The 21,514-nt window shown below is 50.4% G+C and carries 16 protein-coding genes; 4 read left to right on the top strand and 12 right to left on the bottom strand.

The features are described 5' to 3' along the window. The first annotated feature begins 70 nt into the window (after positions 1 to 70). Positions 71 to 211 (top strand): hypothetical protein, encoded by a 141-nt coding sequence (locus BLP55_RS17055; protein ID WP_170826879.1) that lies wholly within the window; start codon positions 71 to 73, stop codon positions 209 to 211. Here BLP55_RS17055 and BLP55_RS13815 read toward each other — a convergent pair. The 6 genes from BLP55_RS13815 to BLP55_RS13790 form a co-directional block, all read right to left on the bottom strand. Further along, on the bottom strand, positions 208 to 1,317 hold the full coding sequence (locus BLP55_RS13815; protein ID WP_091145639.1) for a homoserine dehydrogenase family protein: 1,110 nt from the start codon (positions 1,315 to 1,317) through the stop codon (positions 208 to 210). The genes BLP55_RS17055 and BLP55_RS13815 overlap by 4 nt on opposite strands. Continuing rightward, positions 1,301 to 2,296, bottom strand: coding sequence for an alpha/beta fold hydrolase (locus BLP55_RS13810; protein ID WP_091145636.1), 996 nt, complete (start codon positions 2,294 to 2,296; stop codon positions 1,301 to 1,303). Before BLP55_RS13810 ends, BLP55_RS13815 begins: the two co-directional genes overlap by 17 nt. A 78-nt stretch (positions 2,297 to 2,374) precedes the next feature. Further along, on the bottom strand, positions 2,375 to 2,827 hold the full coding sequence (locus tag BLP55_RS13805) for an OsmC family protein (protein ID WP_091145632.1): 453 nt from the start codon (positions 2,825 to 2,827) through the stop codon (positions 2,375 to 2,377). Between the two features lie 2 nt (positions 2,828 to 2,829). Further along, positions 2,830 to 4,122 (bottom strand): O-acetylhomoserine aminocarboxypropyltransferase/cysteine synthase family protein, encoded by a 1,293-nt coding sequence (locus BLP55_RS13800; RefSeq protein ID WP_091145629.1) that lies wholly within the window; start codon positions 4,120 to 4,122, stop codon positions 2,830 to 2,832. A gap of 500 nt (positions 4,123 to 4,622) precedes the next feature. Beyond that, positions 4,623 to 5,531, bottom strand: coding sequence for a T9SS-dependent choice-of-anchor J family protein (locus BLP55_RS13795; RefSeq protein WP_170826878.1), 909 nt, complete (start codon positions 5,529 to 5,531; stop codon positions 4,623 to 4,625). Between the two features lie 98 nt (positions 5,532 to 5,629). Next, positions 5,630 to 6,454 carry a T9SS-dependent choice-of-anchor J family protein gene (locus BLP55_RS13790; protein ID WP_091145622.1) on the bottom strand — a complete coding sequence of 275 codons (825 nt, stop codon included), beginning with the start codon at positions 6,452 to 6,454 and terminating at the stop codon, positions 5,630 to 5,632. Between the two features lie 305 nt (positions 6,455 to 6,759). Here BLP55_RS13790 and metK point away from each other — a divergent pair, with 305 nt between their 5' ends. Next, the gene (gene metK, locus BLP55_RS13785) at positions 6,760 to 8,010 is read left to right on the top strand and encodes a methionine adenosyltransferase (RefSeq protein ID WP_091145618.1); all 1,251 of its coding nucleotides are present in this window, start codon (positions 6,760 to 6,762) and stop codon (positions 8,008 to 8,010) included. 971 nt (positions 8,011 to 8,981) lie between these two features. Here the strand turns inward: metK and BLP55_RS13775 are convergent. After that, positions 8,982 to 11,678 carry a TonB-dependent receptor gene (locus BLP55_RS13775; protein WP_091145612.1) on the bottom strand — a complete coding sequence of 899 codons (2,697 nt, stop codon included), beginning with the start codon at positions 11,676 to 11,678 and terminating at the stop codon, positions 8,982 to 8,984. A 21-nt stretch (positions 11,679 to 11,699) separates the two neighbouring features. After that, positions 11,700 to 12,578, bottom strand: coding sequence for a GLPGLI family protein (locus tag BLP55_RS13770; protein WP_091145610.1), 879 nt, complete (start codon positions 12,576 to 12,578; stop codon positions 11,700 to 11,702). A 129-nt stretch (positions 12,579 to 12,707) separates the two neighbouring features. Here BLP55_RS13770 and BLP55_RS13765 point away from each other — a divergent pair, with 129 nt between their 5' ends. Beyond that, complete coding sequence (locus BLP55_RS13765; protein ID WP_139149678.1) at positions 12,708 to 13,478, top strand: NHL repeat-containing protein; 771 nt, start codon at positions 12,708 to 12,710, stop codon at positions 13,476 to 13,478. Further along, the gene (locus tag BLP55_RS13760) at positions 13,478 to 14,092 is read left to right on the top strand and encodes a deoxynucleoside kinase (RefSeq protein WP_091145605.1); all 615 of its coding nucleotides are present in this window, start codon (positions 13,478 to 13,480) and stop codon (positions 14,090 to 14,092) included. The genes BLP55_RS13765 and BLP55_RS13760 overlap by 1 nt, the downstream gene beginning before the upstream one ends. Before the next feature lie 324 nt (positions 14,093 to 14,416). Here the strand turns inward: BLP55_RS13760 and BLP55_RS13755 are convergent, their stop codons facing one another. From BLP55_RS13755 to BLP55_RS17175, 4 genes are all read right to left on the bottom strand, one after another. Continuing rightward, on the bottom strand, positions 14,417 to 17,665 hold the full coding sequence (locus BLP55_RS13755) for a zinc-dependent metalloprotease (RefSeq protein ID WP_091145602.1): 3,249 nt from the start codon (positions 17,663 to 17,665) through the stop codon (positions 14,417 to 14,419). Positions 17,666 to 17,791: 126 nt separating this feature from the next. Then, positions 17,792 to 20,260 carry a sodium-translocating pyrophosphatase gene (locus BLP55_RS13750; protein WP_091145599.1) on the bottom strand — a complete coding sequence of 823 codons (2,469 nt, stop codon included), beginning with the start codon at positions 20,258 to 20,260 and terminating at the stop codon, positions 17,792 to 17,794. 94 nt (positions 20,261 to 20,354) lie between these two features. Then, entirely contained in the window at positions 20,355 to 20,960 is a 606-nt protein-coding gene (locus BLP55_RS13745) for a DNA-3-methyladenine glycosylase family protein (RefSeq protein ID WP_091145595.1), read from the bottom strand. A 208-nt stretch (positions 20,961 to 21,168) separates the two neighbouring features. After that, the coding region (locus BLP55_RS17175; RefSeq protein WP_211516832.1) for a hypothetical protein at positions 21,169 to 21,514 on the bottom strand (346 nt) is incomplete at its 5' end.

The raw sequence follows: 21,514 nt of genomic DNA, 5'->3' as shown, positions 1-21,514 counted from the left end.
CGTTATCGCTGCGGTTGTAACAATTGCGGTGGCATGCGCACCAATAGCCAAACCGCTAAAAACCAAAACCATGGCCACATCAAGTTTTTTCGAAAAATGGAACCGCGTGTGCAACCACCGCGTGCTGATTGGAATGTCTATCGTACTCGGCGCGATTTACCTGGCCAAAAAAGGCTACCAGTTCGGGCAGTGGCTGCAACTCCAGTTTTAGACCGTTGCTTTGTTCCAAACTGCCTCGGTGCGTTTGACCGATTCGGCAATCTTTAAGATGTCGGACAACACGCCGCGCGCCGTCACGGCCTTACCCGCTCCCGCGCCTTGCACGACAATTGGGTTTTGGCCATAGGATTCGGTGTAGATCTCGACCAGGTTGTCGGCGCCCGTAAGCCTTCCGAGCGGCGACGATTCGGGTTCGGAAACCAATTTTACTTCAAGTTTTTTTGACGCCACGTCGAGTTGCCCGATGTAACGCAGCACATGCCCGTCGGTTTGCGTAAGCTTGGCGATGCGGTACGGCCCATCGAGCAATTCCTTACCGATGGCGTATTCTTGCTTGCTGTTTTTTTCGTTCAAATCGGGCAATAGCAAAGAATGGATGGAAATGTCGTTCCATTCGATAGACAGCCCAAGTTCGCGTGCCAGCACGAGCAATTTGCGCGCAACGTCGTTGCCCGAGAGGTCTTCGCGCGAATCGGGTTCGGTGTATCCGGCTTTTTCGGCGGCTTGCAGGATTTGCGAGAACGACAAATCTTCGCGTCCGAAGCGGTTGAAGATGTAGCTCAGCGAGCCCGAAAACACGCCGCGGATTTGCGTGATCTTCTCGCCGACGCGGTGCAAATCGGCCAGTGTATTGATGACAGGCAAACCAGCGCCCACGTTGGTCCTGTATAAAAACTGACGGTCGAATTTGGCGAGGGTTTTGCGCAGTTGGTCATAGAATTCACCGTGCAACGTGTTCGCAATTTTGCTGGCGGCCACCAGGTGGAATCCGTTTTGCACCAACGGAAGATAACTCCTGACGAGTTCGGCGCTGGCTGTGGCATCTACAGCCACCAGGTTTTCGAGTTGTTGGGTTTTGACGTAGTCGATGATGTCGTCTACGCTGAACGGCACTGCCGATCGTTCGAAGTTGACCTCCCATTGGTTGGGGTTGCCGTCTTTCTCAAAAAAGGCCACGGTGGAATTGGTGATGACAGGAAACCGCAAATCGATGCCGTACCGTTGTCTAAAAAAGTTTTGGCTTTCGATGGCCTGCGCGAGCAGCGTGCTGCCCACATTGCCGATGCCGAACAGCACGATGTTAATACGTAGTGACATGGGTGTTTACTTTTAGGGGTTCAAAAATGGGTGATAGGATTTGGGCCAATTGTTCGTACTCGATCAAAAAGGCATCGTGCCCGTGGACCGATTTGATTTCATGGTAAAACACATTGGGTTTGACCACGCTCAAGACCTCGTAGGTTTGTCGGGTTTCGGAGGGGATGAAAAACAAATCGCTGTCTACGGCAATCAAGTGGATACTCGATTCGATGCGCGCGGCGGTATCGAGAAACGCATCGCCTGCACGAACGATGTTGATCGTACGCAGCAGGTGGTTCATCAACCGATAAGAAGCCAACCGAAAACGGTCCTGCAGTTTGACGCCATGGTGGATGAGCCAATTTTCGATATCGAAACGGTCGCCGTTTTTGTTGCGTTTGAACTTGAGCCCAAGCGATTGCGGCGTGCGGTAGAGCAACATAGCATGTGTACGCGCATCTTGGATCGGTTGCGACGAATGGTTGAGGATTTGGTCCTGCACGAGCACGTTGGCGATGACCCAATCGGTGGCTTTCCAATCGGTGGCCACGGGAATCAGGTGCTGGATGGCTTTGGGTTTGAGCGCCGCCATTTCCCAAGCGATGCCGCCACCGAGACTGCCGCCGATGACCGCAAACAGCGTGTCGATGTGCAGCGTCTCGAGCCCTTTCCAAAAAAGCGCGGCCACGTCCTTGGCCGTAAAATCCCTGTAGTTGAAAATCAGGTGGTCGAATTCGTCGTCGTAGCCGTTGCCGGGGATGTTGAACGCCAAAACGGTGACGCGTTGCGTGTCGATGGTTTTTTCATCGCCAATGAGCGCGTTCCACCAACCCGTTTCGCCCGAAACATTCGAATTGCCCGTGAGCGCATGGTTGACCAACACCACGGGGGCCGTGCCCAACGACCTTCCAAAAACCTGGTACGAGAGCGCCACGTCGTGGGTTTTTCCATTGGCCAGGCGCCAATCCGAAAAATAAATAGGATGTAATTTTTTCATGCGGTGGTTTTTTAAAAACTGCCCCGGCCTGGGATAGCCGAGGGCAGTTCCAAACAAACAAAAACAAACAATGTACTTCTAGTTAACCACCGGTTCGAGCGCATCGAGCGTCACCGAAACCGGCGTGGGATGGATCAAATTGTCCTGAACGGGACATCGGTATTCGACCTGCTCGAGCCACTGTTGCAGCAGTTCGGGCGAAGCATCGGCAGTGGGCTTGACGGTCACGTCGATTTGACGGAAACCCGCGCGAAACCCGGTAGGGATGCCATTGTAACGGTCGGTGTCGAGCGTGGCCGAAATCTCAACCTGCAGCGATTGCAAGGTGAGGTCGAGTTCCTTGGCCACGAGTTTGCCCACGGCGTTGATGCAGCCTGCAAAGCCTGCCAAAATATACTCGATCGGGCTAGGTCCTTCGAGTTCGGCCGCTTTGGGATTCTTGCTGATGCGGATGTCAAGGTTGCGCGCCTTGACCAAAAACTGGTCGTTGCCGCTGGCATAGCCCATTACGTTTACGGTTTTTTGGCTCATGATCAGACGGTTTGCGGGGTTTTGATGTTTTGGAATACGGCCTGCAAATCGGCTTTAAGGTCTTCGATGTCTTCGAGCCCTACCGACAATCGGATCAAATCTTTGGTGACGCCGGTGGCGATTTGCTGCTCGTCCGACAATTGCTGGTGCGTGGTGCTCGTAGGGTGGATGATGAGCGATTTGGTGTCACCGATGTTGGCCAACAAAGAGAATACCTTGGTTTGGTCGGCTACTTTGCGCGCCGCATCAAATCCACCTTTGAGGCCGAACGTGACGATGCCGCTTTGGCCTTTAGGCAGGTACTTCTGCGCCAAGGCATTGTACTTGCTCGACGACAAACCTGGGTAGTTGACCCAAGCCACGTCTTCCTGCGCTTCGAGCCACTGGGCCAGAGCGAGTGCATTCTCGGAATGCTTTTGAATTCTGAGTGGTAGCGTCTCCAAGCCCTGGATGATCTGGAACGCATTGAACGGGCTCAACGCACCGCCAAAATCGCGCAATCCTTCGATGCGTACTTTGGCGATAAAGGCCGCGTTGCCCAGTGCTTCATGGTAAACGAGCCCGTGGTACCCCGGCGACGGTTCGGTGAATTCGGGAAATTTCCCGTTAGACCAATCGAAGGTTCCGGCATCGATGATCGCGCCGCCCAGCGAAGTACCGTTGCCCGAAATGTACTTGGTGAGCGAGTGGATGACGATGTTGGCGCCATAAGCAATTGGGTTGAGCAAGTAAGGCGACGGCACGGTGTTGTCTACGATGAACGGCACCTTGAACGCTTTGGCCTCGTTGGCGATAGCTTCCAAATCGAGCACATCCAATTTTGGATTGCCCAATGATTCGGCAAAGAACACGCGGGTGTTTTGCTGCGCGGCATCGGTGAAATTTTTGGGATTAGACGGATCGACGAACGTGGTGGTGATGCCCAAGCGCGGCAACGTCACATTGAGCAAGTTGTAGGTTCCGCCATAAAGGCTGTTCGAGGCTACGATGTGGTCGCCTGCTTTGAGCAAGACCAGCAAGGCCGTGGCGAGCGCCGAGGTTCCCGAAGCGGTGACAACGGCCGCGATTCCGCCCTCTAAAGCGGCGAGTCTTTGCTCGAGCACGTCGTTGGTGGGGTTGTTCAGACGGGTGTAGATGTAGCCCGACTCGGCCAGCCCGAACAAATTGGCGGCGTGTTGGGCGTCGTTGAACACGTAGGACGTGGTTTGATAGATCGGCACGGCGCGGGTTCCTGCGTTTTTGGTGACATCGTGTCCGGCGTGCAAGGCGTTGGTGGCAAATTGTGTTGTACTCATGATTTCTAGGTTTTAAAGTTTATATTGATTTTGATTTTTACGTGAAATAAAAAAAGCCCTTCTGGAAGATGACCAAAAGGGCTTAGTTTTGAACTATAACTAGATTTAACTCGTTGACTTTTGGCAATAGCGGGGCGGGATACACATTGGCATCCAACACATCATCATCATTTTTTTGGCTATTGCGAACATTATTGAAAGATTAAAAATTTAAAAGATTGAAAAGTTTTGGTATAAAAAAAAGCCTCCCGGTTTGCGGAAGGCTCTTGCTATAATTTGAAATTTAAAATTATGCCATAGTGCGTTCCGCGGAAACCTTCCACTTCATCATACACATATGACACATTGTAAATTGCATTTTTCTCGTTTTTGTGAGTGACAAACTTCTAAACTATTTTTGGAAAACGCAAGCCAAAATTTAAATTTTAACAGAAAACGTTTTCGTGACAGGTATAAAAAAACCCGCCCGAAGGCAGGTTCCATAAGGCTTTATCAAAAAATTAGTTCTTGACGATTTTTGACGTTCCCACACCCGAATCCGAAGAAATCTTGAGCAAATAGATGCCCGATTGCAAGTCGGAAACGTTGATTTGCGTTTGGGAAACGTTACCCATGTCGAGCGATTTGACGATCCTGCCGTTCATGTCGGTGAGTTCGATCTTTTTCAAAGAAGCACCCGTCTTGGCGTTTACGTTCAACACATTCGAGGCCGGATTAGGCGACACGGCAAAGTTGGCCGCGAAAAATCCTTCGGTGTTCAGCGGACGGTCTATCGAGAAGGTATCGACACCAATGATGTTCGAGTTCGCTCCTGTTGTTCCTCCGTCGGTCACAAAATAACGAAACGCGATACGGCAAGGTACGATTCCGTCCAATCCTTCGACAGTATAAGTGTAATTGGTCCAAGCCAACGGGTAACCATCTGGGGTCAAATTCGGGTTGATGTCGGTAGCCAACAACGTAAAATCGCCTACACCATCGGCTCCTGTAGGCATGGCAGAAAAATCGGACCAGCTTGTTGCGATCCGCATCTGCAAACGATCGGCATAAATTTGCGGTGCCTCACCACCTTGGCGCGACCAAAACGAGATCACATCGCCGTTTTGCAAATCGTATACGGGCGCGAGTAACCAATTGCTGATGGTGCCTGTGCCTGTTGCACTAGTGTAATTAACAAGCGTAAAAGACGTAGCGCCTCCGCTTTGTCCACCTGTATTTGCAAAGGCGGTCCCGCCACCTTGTGTCCAATTGGCTGCACCGGTTGGCGCGCTCTGGTTCGTAAACACCCATTGGCCCGAAGCGCCAGGGCCCGCTACGCCTGGAAAAACATCGAAACCTTCATAAGTTATGTTTTGGGCCTGCGTTGCTGCCGAAATCAATATCGAAAGCGAGAGTAGAATTCTTTTCATAATTATCATGGTTTTTAAGGTTAAAGCAAAGCTATACAAATTTTTGACAAAAAAAAATCCGATCACAAGGACCGGATTTCTCATAGGCAAAAGCCTAATTATCTTTTAACCACTTTGGTAGTACCTACGCCTTGGTCAGAAGTCACTTTCAACAAGTAGATACCTGCGTTCAGGTCGGCAATGTTCAATTGTGTTGAAACCGCACCTACGTTCAGGTTCTTCACTACGCGGCCGTTCATGTCGGTCAACTCGACGCTGGTCAAGTTGATGTTGTTTCTGCCGCTGATGTTCAGGTTGTCTGAAGCCGGGTTTGGATACACTTGGTAGTTAGACGCGAAGAAGTTTTCGGTGCTCATGACAGAAACCTCTACAGCCACGTCGTCTACTTCGATCGTAAACTGATCCGAAACACCGTGGTGTCTGAAAGCTACGTAAATGATTTGTCCGAGGTAGTCGGTAACGTCCAATGTTCTTTCGGTCAAGGTGTTCACCCCTGCCAAAGAAGGCTCGTTAAAGCTCAGTGGAGAAGCCAACATATGCGCCACGGTATTTTCTGTACCTACGTATACGGTGTATTGCTCCAAATCCCAAGCCGCGTCAATCGCCATTACTTTCCATGACAATTCAGCAGTACCCGATCCAGGGAAGAATCCGCTCAAATCGATGGCCGGTGTAAAGGCATAGTTGTTTGGCGTCAACGGCACAGTTTGCCATGAAGCCGAACGCAATACCGGCGTACCTACAGGCTGTCCGCCATTGTCCTGGATTTGTACCACGCTCCAGTTTCTGGTGTCGCCATCGGCGTCAATCACTGTCCAAGGAGCGAGTGTAAGGTCGTTGAAATCGTCGCTAAAAACGACTTGTGCATTTGCATTGAAAACAGACGCCAAAACAACGCCTGCAAGAAGTAAAGTTTTTTTCATTTCTGTCAGATTTTATATTGATGACAACAAATCTAAACTAAAAAAATGAAACTGCAACTTCTTTGTTATGTTTTAACCATTTTTGGTCTAAAAATCACAGTCAAAACAACACTCAAAAATTAATTTTCGATTTGCTTCGGCCAATCAAAAATGGTTTCATACATTTGCGAACGAAAATTTCAAGAGGAAAGATTTGAACTGATTGCAACCTCTGACGCGCCCTTGGGTAGTCGTAAAAATGCTAAAGCAGAACTCCTTTAGCGTTGCCGTTCAAACCAATCCTCGGTTAATTAAAATACAACATTATGGCTTATTTATTTACGTCGGAGTCCGTCAGCGAAGGGCATCCGGACAAAATCGCTGACCAGATTTCTGACGCGCTCATCGACAACTTCCTTGCCTTTGACCCTACCTCAAAAGTAGCCTGCGAGACCTTGGTAACCACAGGCCAGGTGATTTTGGCGGGCGAAGTAAAATCAAAAACGTATCTCGACGTTCAGCACATTGCGCGTGAGGTGATCGAGAAAATCGGCTACACCAAAAGCGAATACATGTTCGAAGCCAAATCGTGCGGCGTTTTGTCGGCCATCCATGAGCAATCGGGCGACATCAACCAAGGTGTAGAACGCGCAAACCCTGAAGACCAGGGCGCCGGCGACCAGGGGATGATGTTTGGCTATGCGACCAACGAAACCCAGGACTACATGCCGCTCGCGCTCGATTTGTCGCACAAATTGTTGCAGGAACTCGCTGCGTTGCGTCGCGAAAACAACGAAATCAAATATTTGCGTCCCGATGCCAAGTCGCAGGTGACGCTCGAATACGACAACCACAACAAACCGACGCGTATCGATGCGATCGTCATCTCGACGCAGCACGACGATTTTGACGAAGAAGCGACGATGTTGGCCAAGATCAAGAACGACCTGGTGTCTATTTTGATCCCGCGCATCATCGCCAAGTATCCGCAATACGCGCATTTGTTCAACGATAAAATCCAGTACCACATCAACCCGACGGGCAAATTCGTCATCGGCGGACCACATGGCGATACGGGACTCACGGGCCGTAAAATCATCGTAGACACTTATGGAGGAAAAGGCGCACACGGCGGCGGGGCATTCTCAGGAAAAGACCCGAGCAAGGTAGACCGTTCGGCCGCTTATGCAACGCGTCACATCGCCAAGAACCTTGTGGCAGCGGGCATTGCCGACGAAATCCTCGTTCAGGTATCGTATGCGATTGGTGTGGCCAAGCCGATGGGCATCTACATCAACACCTACGGCACGGCCAAAGTGCAGCTCACCGATGGTGAAATCGCCAAGAAAGTCGAGAACATCTTTGATATGCGCCCGTACTTTATCGAGCAACGCTTGAAACTCCGCAACCCGATTTACAGCGAAACGGCGGCGTACGGCCACATGGGACGTAAATCAGAGGTGGTAACCAAGACGTTTACTTCGCCTGGAGGCAATTCTAAAACCGTGGAGGTTGAGTTGTTTACTTGGGAGAAGCTTGACTTTGTTGACAAGGTCAAAGCGGAATTTGGTTTATAATCTAAATCGCATTTGATAGGAAGCCTGACGTTTGTCGGGCTTTTTTTTTGGAGCTGATTCCCGCTTTTCACTGCAATCTTTTTTAAACTTTTACAAAGTTTCAAAAAGGATTTCCGTTTCAATCGGGGCTAGGGACAGACTGCGTCGCTACGACTCTTCTCAAAACTGGAAGTTTTGAAATTCTTTGAAGTTTCCGCTGCCGCGGAGGCCTTCTTTTGTCTCGCAACAAAAGAAGCAAAAATGCGGTGCGGCACACTTTCTCGGCTAAAAATCAACTCCGTTCGCTAAGCCAGCTGAACTCGCCTGCGGCTCAAACAGCACCTGGCTTTTAACGCTCACTTTGTTGATTTTCTTAACGCCTCCAAAGTGAATGCCGCGCCAGTCAGGAAAGTAATATTTACATTTTTGGCTTGCCCGCTGCGCCAAAAATCCGCACGTTGAACGTTCGCACAAAGTTGAGCGAATCGTTTCGCTTGGGGCGTTCGTCATGCGACGTCCTCCGCGGGGAAAAATCTTCCGGCGACTACAATCTTCCCGGCGCGTTATACGAAAGCGCAAAGCGGAAACTGAACTTTCTATTTACGACAAACGTTCTTCGTGAGGTTGGCGCATCGACCTTGCAGGCGGGCACCAGCCGTTCGAAGATGGCGCAAAAATTAAAAGCTGTCTGAGCCATTTGATATTAAGAGGAGGAAGTCCAGTGGACTTCAGGTATTTTTTCTAAACGAGTTCTTTTAATTTCGCCATCGAGAACTTGGCTGGTCGCCGAAAGGTCTGCGCCTAGGCATTTTTGCTACTTTTGTTGCCAGACAAAAGTAGGCCCGCGGCAGCGAAAACCTCAAACGGATTCAAAACGTCCGGTTTTGTAAACAGTTCTAGCGACGCAGTCACCCCTAGCCCCGATGGAAGTGGAAATCCTTTTTCGCGAGGAACGAGCGAAAAAGATTGTAACGGAAAGCGGGAAACAGCTCCTACAAATTAAACTTCAAAGAAAAAATCAAATACCGCGGCTGCACCACATACTGCGACGTCCGTGTCGCAAACTGCGTAAAACTATCATCGTTGAGCGACGTCGTGTTGAGCAAATTCGTCGCCGCGATCTTGTACTCCCACGGGCTGCCCTTTTTTTGGTAAATCAAGCTCGCGCTCAGGAAATCGTACTCGTTTTCGATCATGTTGTCGGCGCTGTTGTAGTGGAAGAATTCGTATTCGGACACGAGCGAAAACGCATCCCAGAAATAATAATCGAGCCGAGCCGACGGACGGTGCGTGTAAAACGTCGCCTGTTGGTAATCGTTGATCATGATGTTGTAACCAAGCTCGAGATTCGGTGCCGATTTGTAATTGGTAGAGAACTTGGCGGTGTAAGCCTGCGTAAACGATTCGGTTTGGTTGAGGCGTTCGAAGTTGCCGATTTGGCGCAGGTTGTTGAACTTGGACCAATTCAAATTGACATTGACCGATGCTTTGTATTTGCCGAACGAGCGGCCGTAATTGGCGACGCCCGTCAGCATTTCATCGGCGAAGTTCGAATTGTACGGCGTCGAAAATTGGTTGATGCCTACAAATGTCGCGCGCGTCTTGACCGCATCGACGCGACGGCTGTAATTGACAAACCCGAAAATGTTCGTAAAATTGAACATATTGTACTTGAAATAGCGCAACGAATGCGTCTGCACGAGCGCGTTCTCGAGGAAAGGGTTGCCGCGCGCAAACGAGTTATAGTTGTTCATGACGAAGTTTTCGGCGAGTTTGGTCACATCGGTAAAATCGGTCGTCATCGCGTAGTTGTAGGTCAGCGACTCGGATTTTTTGATTTGGTAAAGCGCGTAGACATCGGGCAACACGCGGATGAAATTCTGGTCTTGGCCCACGCCGCCTTGAGCATTGTCGGTGTTGTATTGGTGGACGCTCACGCCCGGATTGAACGTGAATTTGCCCGTGATGAATTTGTAATGCAACCCCAAAAACGCATCGTTGAACCTAAAATTGACGCGGTTGCCGCTGACCAGATTGGTCGCATCGTTGTCCAGAATCTGGTAAAACGACGAGTCGAAACTCTGGTATGAATACGTATCGCCGACGGTCACGTTGATGTTGCTCTTGGGCGTAAGCATGTAGTAATAATCGAACTTCGCGTCGGTTTTGTTGGTCTTGACGAATCGGCTTTGGTTCAGGTTGTAGCGGTCGTCGAACACGAGGATGTTCTCTAACACTTGACTGTTGAGCTGCGCGTTGTAGAACGGATCTTCGTCCTGGTACAAATGCTGGGCCTCGACGGCAAAAACGTGTTTGTCGTTCTTGGTGTAGTACAGGTTGAAATTTTGGTTGAGCGACACCGGATCCTGCTTTTTGAGCGTATTGATGTTTTGCGGATCCTCGACATTGCTCGTCGAAAAAAGCCCCGTGTATTCATCGTTGCGCGACTTTTTGAGCAAGGCGTCGTAGTCGATTTGCAGCGCGGTGTCGGGTTTGTAGCTCGAGGAAATTTTAAAGAGACCGAGGTTGCTTTTTTGGTGTGTGGCCTCTTGTGTGTTCTGGATGGTTTCCGTCGGCGTGCCGGGATTGTTCAATCCTTGAAAGTCGCGTCGCGAAACTTGCGATTGTGTTTCCAGATCGGTTTTGGTGGCCGATACGATCGCGAATCCGCTCAAGCCCCAAGCTTTATTGATGTTGTACGAGAAATTGGCGGCACCGAATTGCGTTTCGATTTCTTTGGCGCGGTTGTTCCGCAAAAGCGTCAGCCCCAAATCGTTGGACGACACGTTGAACCCCGTCCCGCCCTTGCGCATCAAATTCTTGAATCCGCCCGTAAACTTGAAATAATCCTGCGGCGTAAACGGCAGCTCGCCGATGTTGTTGAAGTTGCCGATCAAGTTCAGGCTGTATTCCGGGCTGTAGTAAAACACCTTCGGATTGACGATATAACGGCTGTCCTCATGCCCCACGCCTATTCCGGCCGTCATGTCGCCAAACCAAAAATTCTTTTTGCCGCTTTTGAGCTTGATGTTCATCGCGACGTTTTCCTCGTTGTTTTCGAGCCCTTTGAGCGCGCCGATTTCGTTGTAGTTCCTGAGCACCTGTACTTTATCGATGGCGTCGGCGGGAATGTTTTTGACCCCGAGTTTGGTATCGCCGTCGAAGAAATCCTTGCCTTCGACCATCAATTTCTGGACTTTTTTACCTTCGACTTCGACCTCGCCGTCTTTGTTGACTTCAACGCCGGGCAGTTTTTTGAGCACGTCTTCGAGCTTGCGTTCGGTGCCGGTCTTGAACGAATCGGCATTGTAGACAATGGTGTCGCCCTTGATCGAAACGGGCATTTCGCGTACGATTTCGACACCTTGCAGTTGCTCTGCGCCCGCTTCGAGCGTAATGTTTTGCGACAGATTTTCGGACAGGGTAGACAACGTCAATTCCTTGGATTGCATCCCCAGGTAACTGACTTTAACCGAATAGGTCGCATTGGGTTTGAGTGTCAGCTGGTAACGGCCTTTGTCGTTGGTGATCGCGTACGAATCCATCTGCTTGGTCACGACGTTGACCGCCATGACGTTGGCCATCTCGAGCGGCTTGCCCGATTGGTCCAAAATAAAGCCGTCGAGTTTAACCGATTGCGCGACGGCGAAAAAAGGCAAAAGCAAAAACAGTAAAAAGGTCTTGGTCATGGCGTCGAAAGGCGTAAACGATTAGTTGCCGATGCGCATTTGGAACCCGCCGTTGCGGCCTTGCATCTCGCGCAATTCCTCCATTTTCTTGATGACGATTTCGTCGTATTCTTTTTGGTTGACGACTTTGCCGTTGGTAGGCGCTTTGATCGCGACTTTTTCTTTGGCGTTGAGCACGATTTTCGAGCAAAGAATCGTGGTTTTGTCGTCGCTCGCTTCGAGGATCAGCCCGGGCAATCCCCAGTAATTTTCAGGGCCTTGCGCAATCGGGATTTCAGGCGTGTACCAGGCGGTGATGGTAATGGTGTCGGGCACTTCGACGTCGTCCATGAGGTTGGTCGTTTTTTCTTTTTCAGGTTTCGCGTCCTTTTTGTCGTCGGCTTTTTTGGGACGGAAGTTGCGGATGTCAGACTTGCTGGCCTTGCGGACGGCCGTCGCCTTGAAACAATTGTAGCCGCCGATTTGCTTGGTTTCGCTTTCCATTTTCCAATCGAGTTTGGGCAGCGAATCTTTGACGAGAAATTCTTTGCCCATGAATTCTTTGTCGACCGTATACGTCTTGTCTTTGACGTTTTTGTAGAACGTTCCGCCACCGCCGAGCATCGAAGACATCATGCGGCCCGGCACCTGGTTTTGCCCCGGCGCTTCGAGTTTTTCTTCTTCTTTGTAGACCGATGTCGTTTTGTCGAAATTCAGGATGAACGTCTTTTCGAACATCTTTTTCATCATGTTTTCAGCCATGGCGCGCATTTCGGGCGTCAGTTCTTTGCTGCTTTCCATCCGCGTTTTGATGTCGGATGTGCTGGTTTTGGATTCGTAGACGGCCATGCCCTGAAAGTCTTGTGCACGGACCAAAGTAGTGGCGGCAAATAAAGCTGCCGCAAGAAGGATCTGTTTCATAGCGTTGTTGTTCAAGGCAAAGATGACGAAAGCGCCCCAAATCTGTTACAAGTTTTTGTTAAAAGATTTTGGGTGAATGTTTTGGCCGAACAGCGTTTGGGCTGTACTTTAGCCGCTATGAAAATCCGGATGCTTGTTTTTTGGTCGTTGTTCTCGCTCGTGGCACCTGCGCAAGTGACGATGGTCAGCGGTAATTTTGAGCAATTGGTTGCCGATGCGTTTGTTGGGCACGACAATTTCGGGTTTCGGTATTTTATCAAAAACAACGTGTTTTGCAAGCAAAAAAGCGGCGTCACACTCGAATACAAAAACCTTGCGCTCGGGAAGATCACGCGCGTCGATTTGCGAAATCCGCTGCAAATCGTTTTGTTTTATGAAGGTTTCAACACGGCGGTTTTGGTCGACAACCAACTCAATGAAACGCATCGGATTAATTTTTCCAAAAATGCAACGCCCATTGTTGCCTCGGCCGTTGCGATGGCTTCGGGCAATCGGCTTTGGATCTTCAACACTTTGTCGCAAAAGGTCGGATTGTTCGATTATCTGCGCAACGAACTGCGCGAATTGACGGTGCCGTTTACCGGAAAGGTTTCGGTTTACGAATCGGATTTCAACCATTTCCACTGGATCGACGACCAAGGCAACCATTACGCCACCGACGTGTACGGCAAAATCACGACGTTCGAACCGATGGCCGGCATCCAGCAATTTGTCCTTGCAAACGATGCCTGGCTGCTGTACGCCAAAGACGGCAAAATATACGCCCGCACGGCCAAAAACGACAAATCTGAAACGCTTCCGATCGGCGAAAAAACGTTCAAAAGTTTTCACTACCAAGCGCAAATTTTGTCTATTTTTACAGAACAAGGAATCACGAATTATAAAATCACATTACCGTAATGCACATAGCAGTAGCAGGAAACATAGGCGCAGGAAAAACAACACTTACCCGATTATTGGCCAAACAATTCAAATGGGAACCGCATTTTGAGGACGTCGTAGACAACCCGTACCTCGACGATTTTTACCACCAGATGGAACGTTGGTCGTTCAACCTTCAGATTTACTTCCTCAACAGCCGTTTCCGTCAGATATTGCAAATTCGTGAAAGCGGCAAAAAGATCATCCAGGACCGTACGATTTATGAAGACGCGCACATTTTTGCGCCCAATTTGCACGCGATGGGACTCATGACCAACCGCGATTTCCAGAACTATTCGTCGTTGTTCGAACTCATGGAATCGCTGGTCAAGGCACCCGATATGCTGATTTACCTGCGCAGTTCGATTCCGAACCTGGTGGCGCAAATCCACAAACGCGGCCGCGATTACGAGAACTCGATTTCGATCGACTACCTGAGCCGCCTTAACGAAAGATACGAGGCCTGGATCCAGACTTATGACAAAGGCCCGCTTTTAATCATCGATGTAGACAATGTAGACTTTGTAAACAATCCCGAAGATTTGGGGATGGTCGTGAACAAGATCAATGCGGAATTGAACGGTTTGTTTTAGCAGAAGGTAGGTTCAGGCATTAGCCTTTGAAAAAAGTACAGATTTTCTGTAAGGCGCGTATATCGAAAAAGTTTATTTTTACCGTAGGGAAGGGGGCTATGAAGGTATCCCCTACAAAACAAAAAGAACACTTGATTACAGAAAAACTGTAGATTTTGTTAATTTTTTTGAACGCCCGACACAATCCCCTATTTTACTCAAAATGTTTTCTTATTTCAAATAGATCAAGTTCGGCCCAAGCGCTCAATGGGTTTAACTGACGGCTAAATACTCAGACAAAAAAAAGCCCCGCATTCGCGGGGCTTTTTGTTTGAATTGGCACAATTACTCGATGACAATCTTCTTCACCACCCTACTGCTGCCGTTCTCGACGGTAACCATGTAGATCCCCGACGAAGCGTTGCGCAATTGGATTGTTTCCTGGAACATACCGCCTGCCCTATACGCCTGGTTGAATATCTGACGGCCGCGCATGTCGTGTACGTTGATTTTCACGTCGTCTGAATTGGGCGTGAAGCGCACGTCGAACGCACCGTTGTTCGGGTTCGGATACAACGCAAAGTCGGTAAACTCGCTTTGCGCGACACCCAATTCTTGCGTGCTGCACACGTTGATCGACCAACTGTTGATGGCGCCGCCGTCTTGGTTGGCCTGATCGGCCACGCGCAACGTCCAGGTGCCTTCGGTATTCTCACCGACAAAAGCCGACAACGCATCAAACGGGATGATGGTACCTCCTACCGCCGGATTGTTCGCGCAAATCAGGACAATGCCTTCGTCGTCGAACGTTGCCTGGATGTTGTTGAGCGCCGCGTTCGTACACGGACGATTTACGAGTCGTGCCTCTGAGCCTGCCGGACTGATTAATGTCACAGTCAAATCGCGTACCCAAGTATGCGTGATGTCTACGGTCACGGTAAGGCTCTCGATGTCTGCCCCTTCCCCGGCTGGGATCACGAGCGTCGAATTTACCGTCGGCGCGCCCGATGCCGAAATGGTTACAGGCACATCGGTCGACTCCCAGTCGTCGCAAGAAGTCATTCCGGTTTGGAACGAAAACGCCGCGCTCAGTTCGCCGCTACACGACGCGTTCTTAGGCAAAATGCGCCAGTAATAGGTGGTTCCTGTCGCAAGTCCGGTCACCTGGTAGCTGTTGGTATCGGTTGTGCCTTCGATGAGTCCGGTCGTGAAACCAGCATCGGTGGCCACCTGAATATCATAGGACGACGCGTTGGCGTTGGCGTCCCATTCGAGCGTGAGCGTGGTAGGCTGCGTAGTCGCGCCATTGGCCGGCGTGGTCAACACCGAGGCTGGGAACGTAGTCGCAAACAAATCATAGTACAACGTGAGTGTCTTGACCTCGCTGCCCGAAGTACCGGTGAGCGTCATCGTGTAGGCACCCGCAGGCGCTGCATTGGTGTTCGAAACCGTCAAGGTTACCTGTCCTGGTGTCGTCACCGGATTTTGCGAAAACGATACGGTCGTACCCGCCGGTTGCCCCGAAAGACTAAACGTGGTTGGGTCGTCGAAGCCGTTGATGGTGTCGTAAAGGATCGTATAGACCGCCTGCCCGCCTTGACACGATGTTTGCGTGTCGGTTCCGCCTGGCGCCGAAATCACAAAGGTCGAAACTGCCGTTGTGATCGTGAAATTCGTGTTCGAGATGTCGTAAAAAATATGGTTGTGGCCTTTGACCATCACGCGGTTGGTTGTGCCCGGAACATCTGGGAATACCACGGCCTGCGTACCATCGTTCGGGACATTGTTGGCCAACTCGTACGGATACGTGAATCCGCCATCGGTCGAAAGGAAAATATCGACGGTAGCCGCATTGACACCATTGCCCGTGGTCCCGGCTACGTTCCAGGTCACATCGTAATTGGTGGCCGCCATCACCGAAATATTGGTGTTCGGCGTGTTGACGATAAACGGTCCGGCTGCCGCAACGGTGGTTACCTTCATAAAATCCGAAGCGGTTTGCCCCACCTCGAGGTCGCGGTCGCGCACGGTCAAGACAAAATTACACTCGCGCGCCACCGAGCTGATGGCCTCGGTAGTCACCGATCCGAACGTCGAAGTCAATTGGTTGTTCACCACACGCGCCAACGGCGGCATGTAGCGGCTTGGCGACAACGTAGGGTCGTAAGAACGCCAGTTCGGGCCACCTGTCTTGGTAGGCGATGCCGGGCTCGAACCGCCGGTTTGCGACGTCGCCGAATCGTTTTGCTCCCAACAATACAAAAGCGTATCGCCTTGCGCATCGGTCGCCGACCCGGTCAACACATAAGGGGTACTGATCGGGATGATGTAATCGGCACCAGCGTCGACTGTAGGCGCGGTATTGGCCAATGGCGTACGCACCGGACAAGTCTTGCCCACCATATTGTCCTGCACCTGTTTGATGCTCGCATACACAAAATAGGCATCGGAATGGTTGGCGATGTCCCAGTTCGTGATGCCCGCATACCCCATGATGGTCGAGCCCGATCCCGGTTCTACGTTCACGCCCGTACCTTCTACGCCGTGCGAAAAAGTGTGGTTGGCGCCGAATTGGTGCCCCATTTCATGCGCTACATAGTCGATGTCGAACGTATCGCCCATTGGGACGCCATCGGCCGGAGAGGTCTTGGCGCTGCCCTTTTGTCCGTTGACGCACACGCAGCCGATACAGCCTGCGCTGCCGCCGCCACCCGTAGAGCCGAACATGTGCCCGATGTCGTAATTGGCGTTGCCCACTTCATCGTTGAGCAGGTTTTGCAGTTGGCTGTTCCACTGCCCGATGGTCGTATACGGATCGGTTGATGGATTGGTGAAAATAAGGTCGGTATTGTCGATCATGTTCATGTGGATGGCCATGTCCATCTCGAACACACCATTGACACGTGTCATGGTCGCGTTCATCGCAGCGAGCGCCTGCGCCACGCCACCAAAATAGTTGGTGTATTCGGCGTTGCAAGACAAGGCCAGGCGAAACGTCAATAATTCGCCCGAATTCGATCGGTTCTCATCGCCGTGGTCCTCGAGCGACTTGGCGATCGAAACGTCTTCGGTAGAACAGGTAAACGGCAAACTGCCTTTGTTGCGCGAGGCGTTGTACACCGCATAAATATCGCCGCCTTCAGCATAGGGCTCGATGAATTCGTTGCGTTTGTCGGTGCGGAACACCATGCCCTGAATGCCGCTCGGGTCTACGCTCAAACGCACGGTGGCATTTTTGTCGTCGATGCCCTTACCAACGTAAGCACGGATTTCGGGATGTTGCGCCTGGAATTCAGGAACAAAGTTTGACGCTTCGAGCATTTCGAAACGCTCGGTTTGGCCCTGTACATTGGGCAACGAGATGATCACGCCCGATTGGTGTACCGATACATTGCGTTGCGGCGCGGTTTGCAGCACCGCGCGGAGGGTTTGCGGGGCAAGCCGCATCAGTGTAAAATCGGCCGGGAACGACTGTCGTTGGACCGTTTTCGAGGGCTTGACATTGGTGTTCGAAACAGCCGTCCAAGCCCTGTTTGTTTGGGCCCAACCGCTTGTCGCACAGAACGCCAAAGCCATCAGTAAAGATTTTTTCATAGGTGTTGAATTAGTTATTAGGAGCGTAAATGTAACCAATTTTGATGGGTTTGCCCGTTTTCAAATCATAAAAAAAGCCCTGTCGCGAAGGTCACGCAACAGGGCTTTGTACTTGTAAAAAAAGTCTTATTTAATCGAATCGATTTTGGCTTGCACCTCGGCTTCGGTACCCTCGAATTTGAGGACTTCTTCCTTGCCGTCGATGTTGGTGGTTACGGTCGCTTGAACCTTGCCATCTACATTGGTCTTCTCGACCATGATCTTTTTCGAAACTTCATGTTTGACTTCGGTTGTAGCAACCATGTGCTCGCAAGTAGGATTGGTGCACCCTTTTGCAACACATTCTTCCTTGGTCATCGAAGTACATTTGCCTTCGGCTGAACAGCAAGTCGCCATGGCGTGACCTTCGGTAGTCGTGTGGCTGCCGTTACCCAAGATTGGGGCGATGACGAGTCCGATCAAACATGACAATTTGATCAAGATGTTCATCGACGGACCTGACGTATCTTTGAATGGATCACCAACTGTATCTCCGGTTACCGCCGCTTTGTGCGCGTCTGAACCTTTGTAGGTCATTTCGCCGTTGATCATGACACCAGCCTCGAAAGATTTCTTGGCGTTGTCCCATGAACCACCCGCGTTGTTTTGGAATACCGCCCACAATACACCTGAAACGGTCACACCGGCCATGTAGCCACCGAGCATTTCGGCGATGAGCAAATTGTCGTAACCCAAAACCATTGGCAACAAAACAATCGCGATCGGGAAACCGATGGTCAAGATACCCGGCAACATCATTTCGCGCAAAGCCGCTTTGGTAGAGATTTCGACGCATTTGCCGTACTCTGGCTTGTTCTTGCCTTCCATGATGCCTGGGATTTCCTTGAACTGGCGACGTACTTCGTACACCATGTCCATGGCTGCTTTACCTACAGAGTTCATGGCCAAAGCCGAGAACACCACTGGGATCATACCACCCACGAACAACATCGCCAAAACCGGCGCCTTGAAAATGTTGATACCGTCGATGCCTGTAAACGTGACGTAAGCCGCGAATAAGGCGAGTGACGTCAAAGCCGCAGACGCGATGGCAAAACCTTTTCCGGTAGCCGCAGTCGTGTTACCTACTGAATCCAAGATGTCGGTTCTTGTACGTACTTCTTTCGGCAATTCGCTCATCTCGGCGATACCACCGGCGTTGTCAGAGATTGGTCCGAAAGCGTCGATCGCGAGTTGCATCGCAGTGGTCGCCATCATAGCAGAAGCCGCCAAAGCCACACCGTAGAAACCGGCGAACGCATAAGATGCCCAGATGGCAGCGGCAAACAACAATACCGTCGGGAAAGTCGACACCATTCCGGTCGCCAAACCAGCGATCACGTTGGTTCCGGCACCAGTCGATGATTTTTGTACAATCGCCAATACTGGCTTCGTGCCCAAACCGGTGTAATATTCAGTAACCGATGAAATGACACCGCCTACGATGAGTCCTACAATCGTTGCGTAGAATACGCGCAACGAAGAGATTTCTTTCAAACCTTCGCCAAAGAATTCCATTTTCATGGTTTCCGGCAACATGTATTTCACCAATACGAAACAAGAGATCGCAGTCAACACGATAGAAACCCAGTTTCCTACGTTGAGCGCGCCTTGTACTTGTTTTTCTTTCGCATCGTTAGAAGAGATTTTCACGAGCATGGTCCCGATGATCGAGAACAAGATACCGAAACCGGCAATGGCCATCGGCAACAAGATCGGTCCGATTCCGCCAAAAGCGTCGTCGATTTTTCCGCCCATGTCCGAAATCACATAGTTTCCGAGTACCATCGCGGCCAAAACGGTCGCTACATAAGATCCGAACAAATCGGCACCCATACCGGCTACGTCACCTACGTTATCACCAACGTTGTCGGCGATTGTTGCAGGGTTACGCGGATCGTCTTCAGGGATACCAGCTTCTACTTTACCCACCAAGTCGGCACCTACGTCGGCAGCTTTGGTGTAAATACCACCACCTACACGCGCAAACAATGCAATCGACTCGGCGCCCAAAGAGAAACCGGCCAAAGTTTCGAGTACCACGGTCATGTCTTCGCCGTTGGTCCAAGTACCGCCCATAAAGAAGTGGTAGAAGAAAATGAAGAACGCGGTCAAGCCCAAAACGGCCAAACCGGCAACACCCAAGCCCATTACGGTACCACCGCCGAAAGAAACTTTCAAGGCTTGTGGCAAGCTCGTACGAGCGGCCTGTGTAGTTCTTACGTTGGTTTTGGTGGCGATTTTCATCCCCATATTACCCGCCAAAGCCGAGAAAATGGCACCAAAAACAAAGGCAATTACGATCAACATGTGTGTTTTTACACCCGGCACAAAAGTGATTCCGGCCAAGACAACGCTCGCCAATACGACGAAAATGGCCAACAAGCGGTACTCTGCTTTCAAGAAGGCCAATGCACCTTCGTAGATGTAATCTGAAATTTCTTTCATCTTACCGTCGCCGGCGTCTTGTTTCAAAACCCAGGCTCTTTTGGCCGCCATGAACAGCAAACCTATTAATGCCATTACTATCGGCACGTAAATCATCATTGATCCCATAAAAGTAATTTTTGTTCTTATTTTAATCGCCTGCAAAAGTAACAAAACATTAACAAAAAACAACTATTGAAAGTTAATTTGTTGCAGGCTGATTCTAAAGCGAATAATCGATTTTGCGGTTGCGTTTGCACAGGTAGTGGTGCCACAGCAAATAGGTGGCCGTCGAGCGGTGTGGTTGCCAGCTTTGCGCCAGGGTGGCCATCGCTTCCTGGGTATGCACGTCAAACAATTCCCTGATTGTCGTGACCACCGCGATATCGCCCAGCGGTATGATATCGGGCGATTGAAGGCAAAACATCAAATAAATATCGATCGTCCAATTCCCGATGCCTTTGAGTTTAATCAATTCTTCGCGAACGACTTCGGCAGGTTTGTGCGGCAGGCTGTCCAGATCGATTTGCCCGGTAAGGACCGCATCGGCCAAACCGCCAATGTATTTGGCCTTCTGACGGCTCACCCCAAACACGCGAAAATCTGCTTCAGACAATTGAACCAAATCTTCGGGCAACATTTCGGGAAATTGCGCTTTGATTTTGTTGAACGTCGCCTTGGCCGAGTCGATCGAAACCTGCTGCTCCAGAATCAGCAAAACCAACGTTTGAAAACCTTGCGGACGCGACGGCACGGTCGGCAAACCATAGGTGGCGATGATGGTGCCGAAGATTTTTTCTTGGGAAAGGTGGTTTATTGCATCTTGCATGGTGTTGTTTTTTTAGGAGCTTTTTCCCGCTGTACGTTGCAATCTTTTTTAAAAGAGATTTGCCTACGCTGCCGCTTCGGCGAATCCTTTTAAAAAAGGATTTCCACTGCCATCGGGGCTAGGGCGCGTTGCATCGCTAGAGCTTCTTTCAAAACCGGAAGTTTTGAAATCCGTTTGAAGTTTTCGCTACCACGGGTCTACTTTTAGCTCACCAAAATAATATTTGGTTTTGGTGTTCGCTGAACCTCGCAAGCTCGGTTTGTATGGCAACAAAAGTAGCAAAAATGCCTGGCGCGCGGTCGTTCGGCGACCTGCTGGCTTTAGCTTCGCTCAGTTCGGCTAAAGCCTCGGGTCGCCGGCTAAAACAAATGAACTCGCTTCGCTCAAACACCATTTGTTTCTTAACGCCAGCTTCAAGCCGGGCCAACGCGCCTCCTGGCTCCTTCGCTAAAACAGTCCTCTGGACTGTTTCTTTACGCTCGGCCCTCCGCCTGCCACGACCAAAGCGCGCAGCCTCACGAAGAAAGTTTATCGAAAATAGAAAATTCATTTTT

The organism is Flavobacterium caeni (assembly GCF_900101895.1).
Classification (GTDB): domain Bacteria; phylum Bacteroidota; class Bacteroidia; order Flavobacteriales; family Flavobacteriaceae; genus Flavobacterium; species Flavobacterium caeni.
Note: the sequence above shows the minus strand (reverse complement) of the source record. Positions and strands in the feature narration are given on the sequence as shown.

Excerpts from the sequence above, each read along its gene's own strand:
- BLP55_RS17055 (WP_170826879.1), top strand. The coding sequence starts at position 71 with ATGGCCACATCAAGTTTTTTCGAAAAATGGAACCGCGTGTGCAACCAC.
- BLP55_RS13815 (WP_091145639.1), bottom strand. The coding sequence starts at position 1,317 with ATGTCACTACGTATTAACATCGTGCTGTTCGGCATCGGCAATGTGGGC.
- BLP55_RS13810 (WP_091145636.1), bottom strand. The coding sequence starts at position 2,296 with ATGAAAAAATTACATCCTATTTATTTTTCGGATTGGCGCCTGGCCAAT.
- BLP55_RS13805 (WP_091145632.1), bottom strand. The coding sequence starts at position 2,827 with ATGAGCCAAAAAACCGTAAACGTAATGGGCTATGCCAGCGGCAACGAC.
- BLP55_RS13800 (WP_091145629.1), bottom strand. The coding sequence starts at position 4,122 with ATGAGTACAACACAATTTGCCACCAACGCCTTGCACGCCGGACACGAT.
- BLP55_RS13795 (WP_170826878.1), bottom strand. The coding sequence starts at position 5,531 with ATGAAAAGAATTCTACTCTCGCTTTCGATATTGATTTCGGCAGCAACG.
- BLP55_RS13790 (WP_091145622.1), bottom strand. The coding sequence starts at position 6,454 with ATGAAAAAAACTTTACTTCTTGCAGGCGTTGTTTTGGCGTCTGTTTTC.
- metK (WP_091145618.1), top strand. The coding sequence starts at position 6,760 with ATGGCTTATTTATTTACGTCGGAGTCCGTCAGCGAAGGGCATCCGGAC.
- BLP55_RS13775 (WP_091145612.1), bottom strand. The coding sequence starts at position 11,678 with ATGACCAAGACCTTTTTACTGTTTTTGCTTTTGCCTTTTTTCGCCGTC.
- BLP55_RS13770 (WP_091145610.1), bottom strand. The coding sequence starts at position 12,578 with ATGAAACAGATCCTTCTTGCGGCAGCTTTATTTGCCGCCACTACTTTG.
- BLP55_RS13765 (WP_139149678.1), top strand. The coding sequence starts at position 12,708 with ATGCTTGTTTTTTGGTCGTTGTTCTCGCTCGTGGCACCTGCGCAAGTG.
- BLP55_RS13760 (WP_091145605.1), top strand. The coding sequence starts at position 13,478 with ATGCACATAGCAGTAGCAGGAAACATAGGCGCAGGAAAAACAACACTT.
- BLP55_RS13755 (WP_091145602.1), bottom strand. The coding sequence starts at position 17,665 with ATGAAAAAATCTTTACTGATGGCTTTGGCGTTCTGTGCGACAAGCGGT.
- BLP55_RS13750 (WP_091145599.1), bottom strand. The coding sequence starts at position 20,260 with ATGGGATCAATGATGATTTACGTGCCGATAGTAATGGCATTAATAGGT.
- BLP55_RS13745 (WP_091145595.1), bottom strand. The coding sequence starts at position 20,960 with ATGCAAGATGCAATAAACCACCTTTCCCAAGAAAAAATCTTCGGCACC.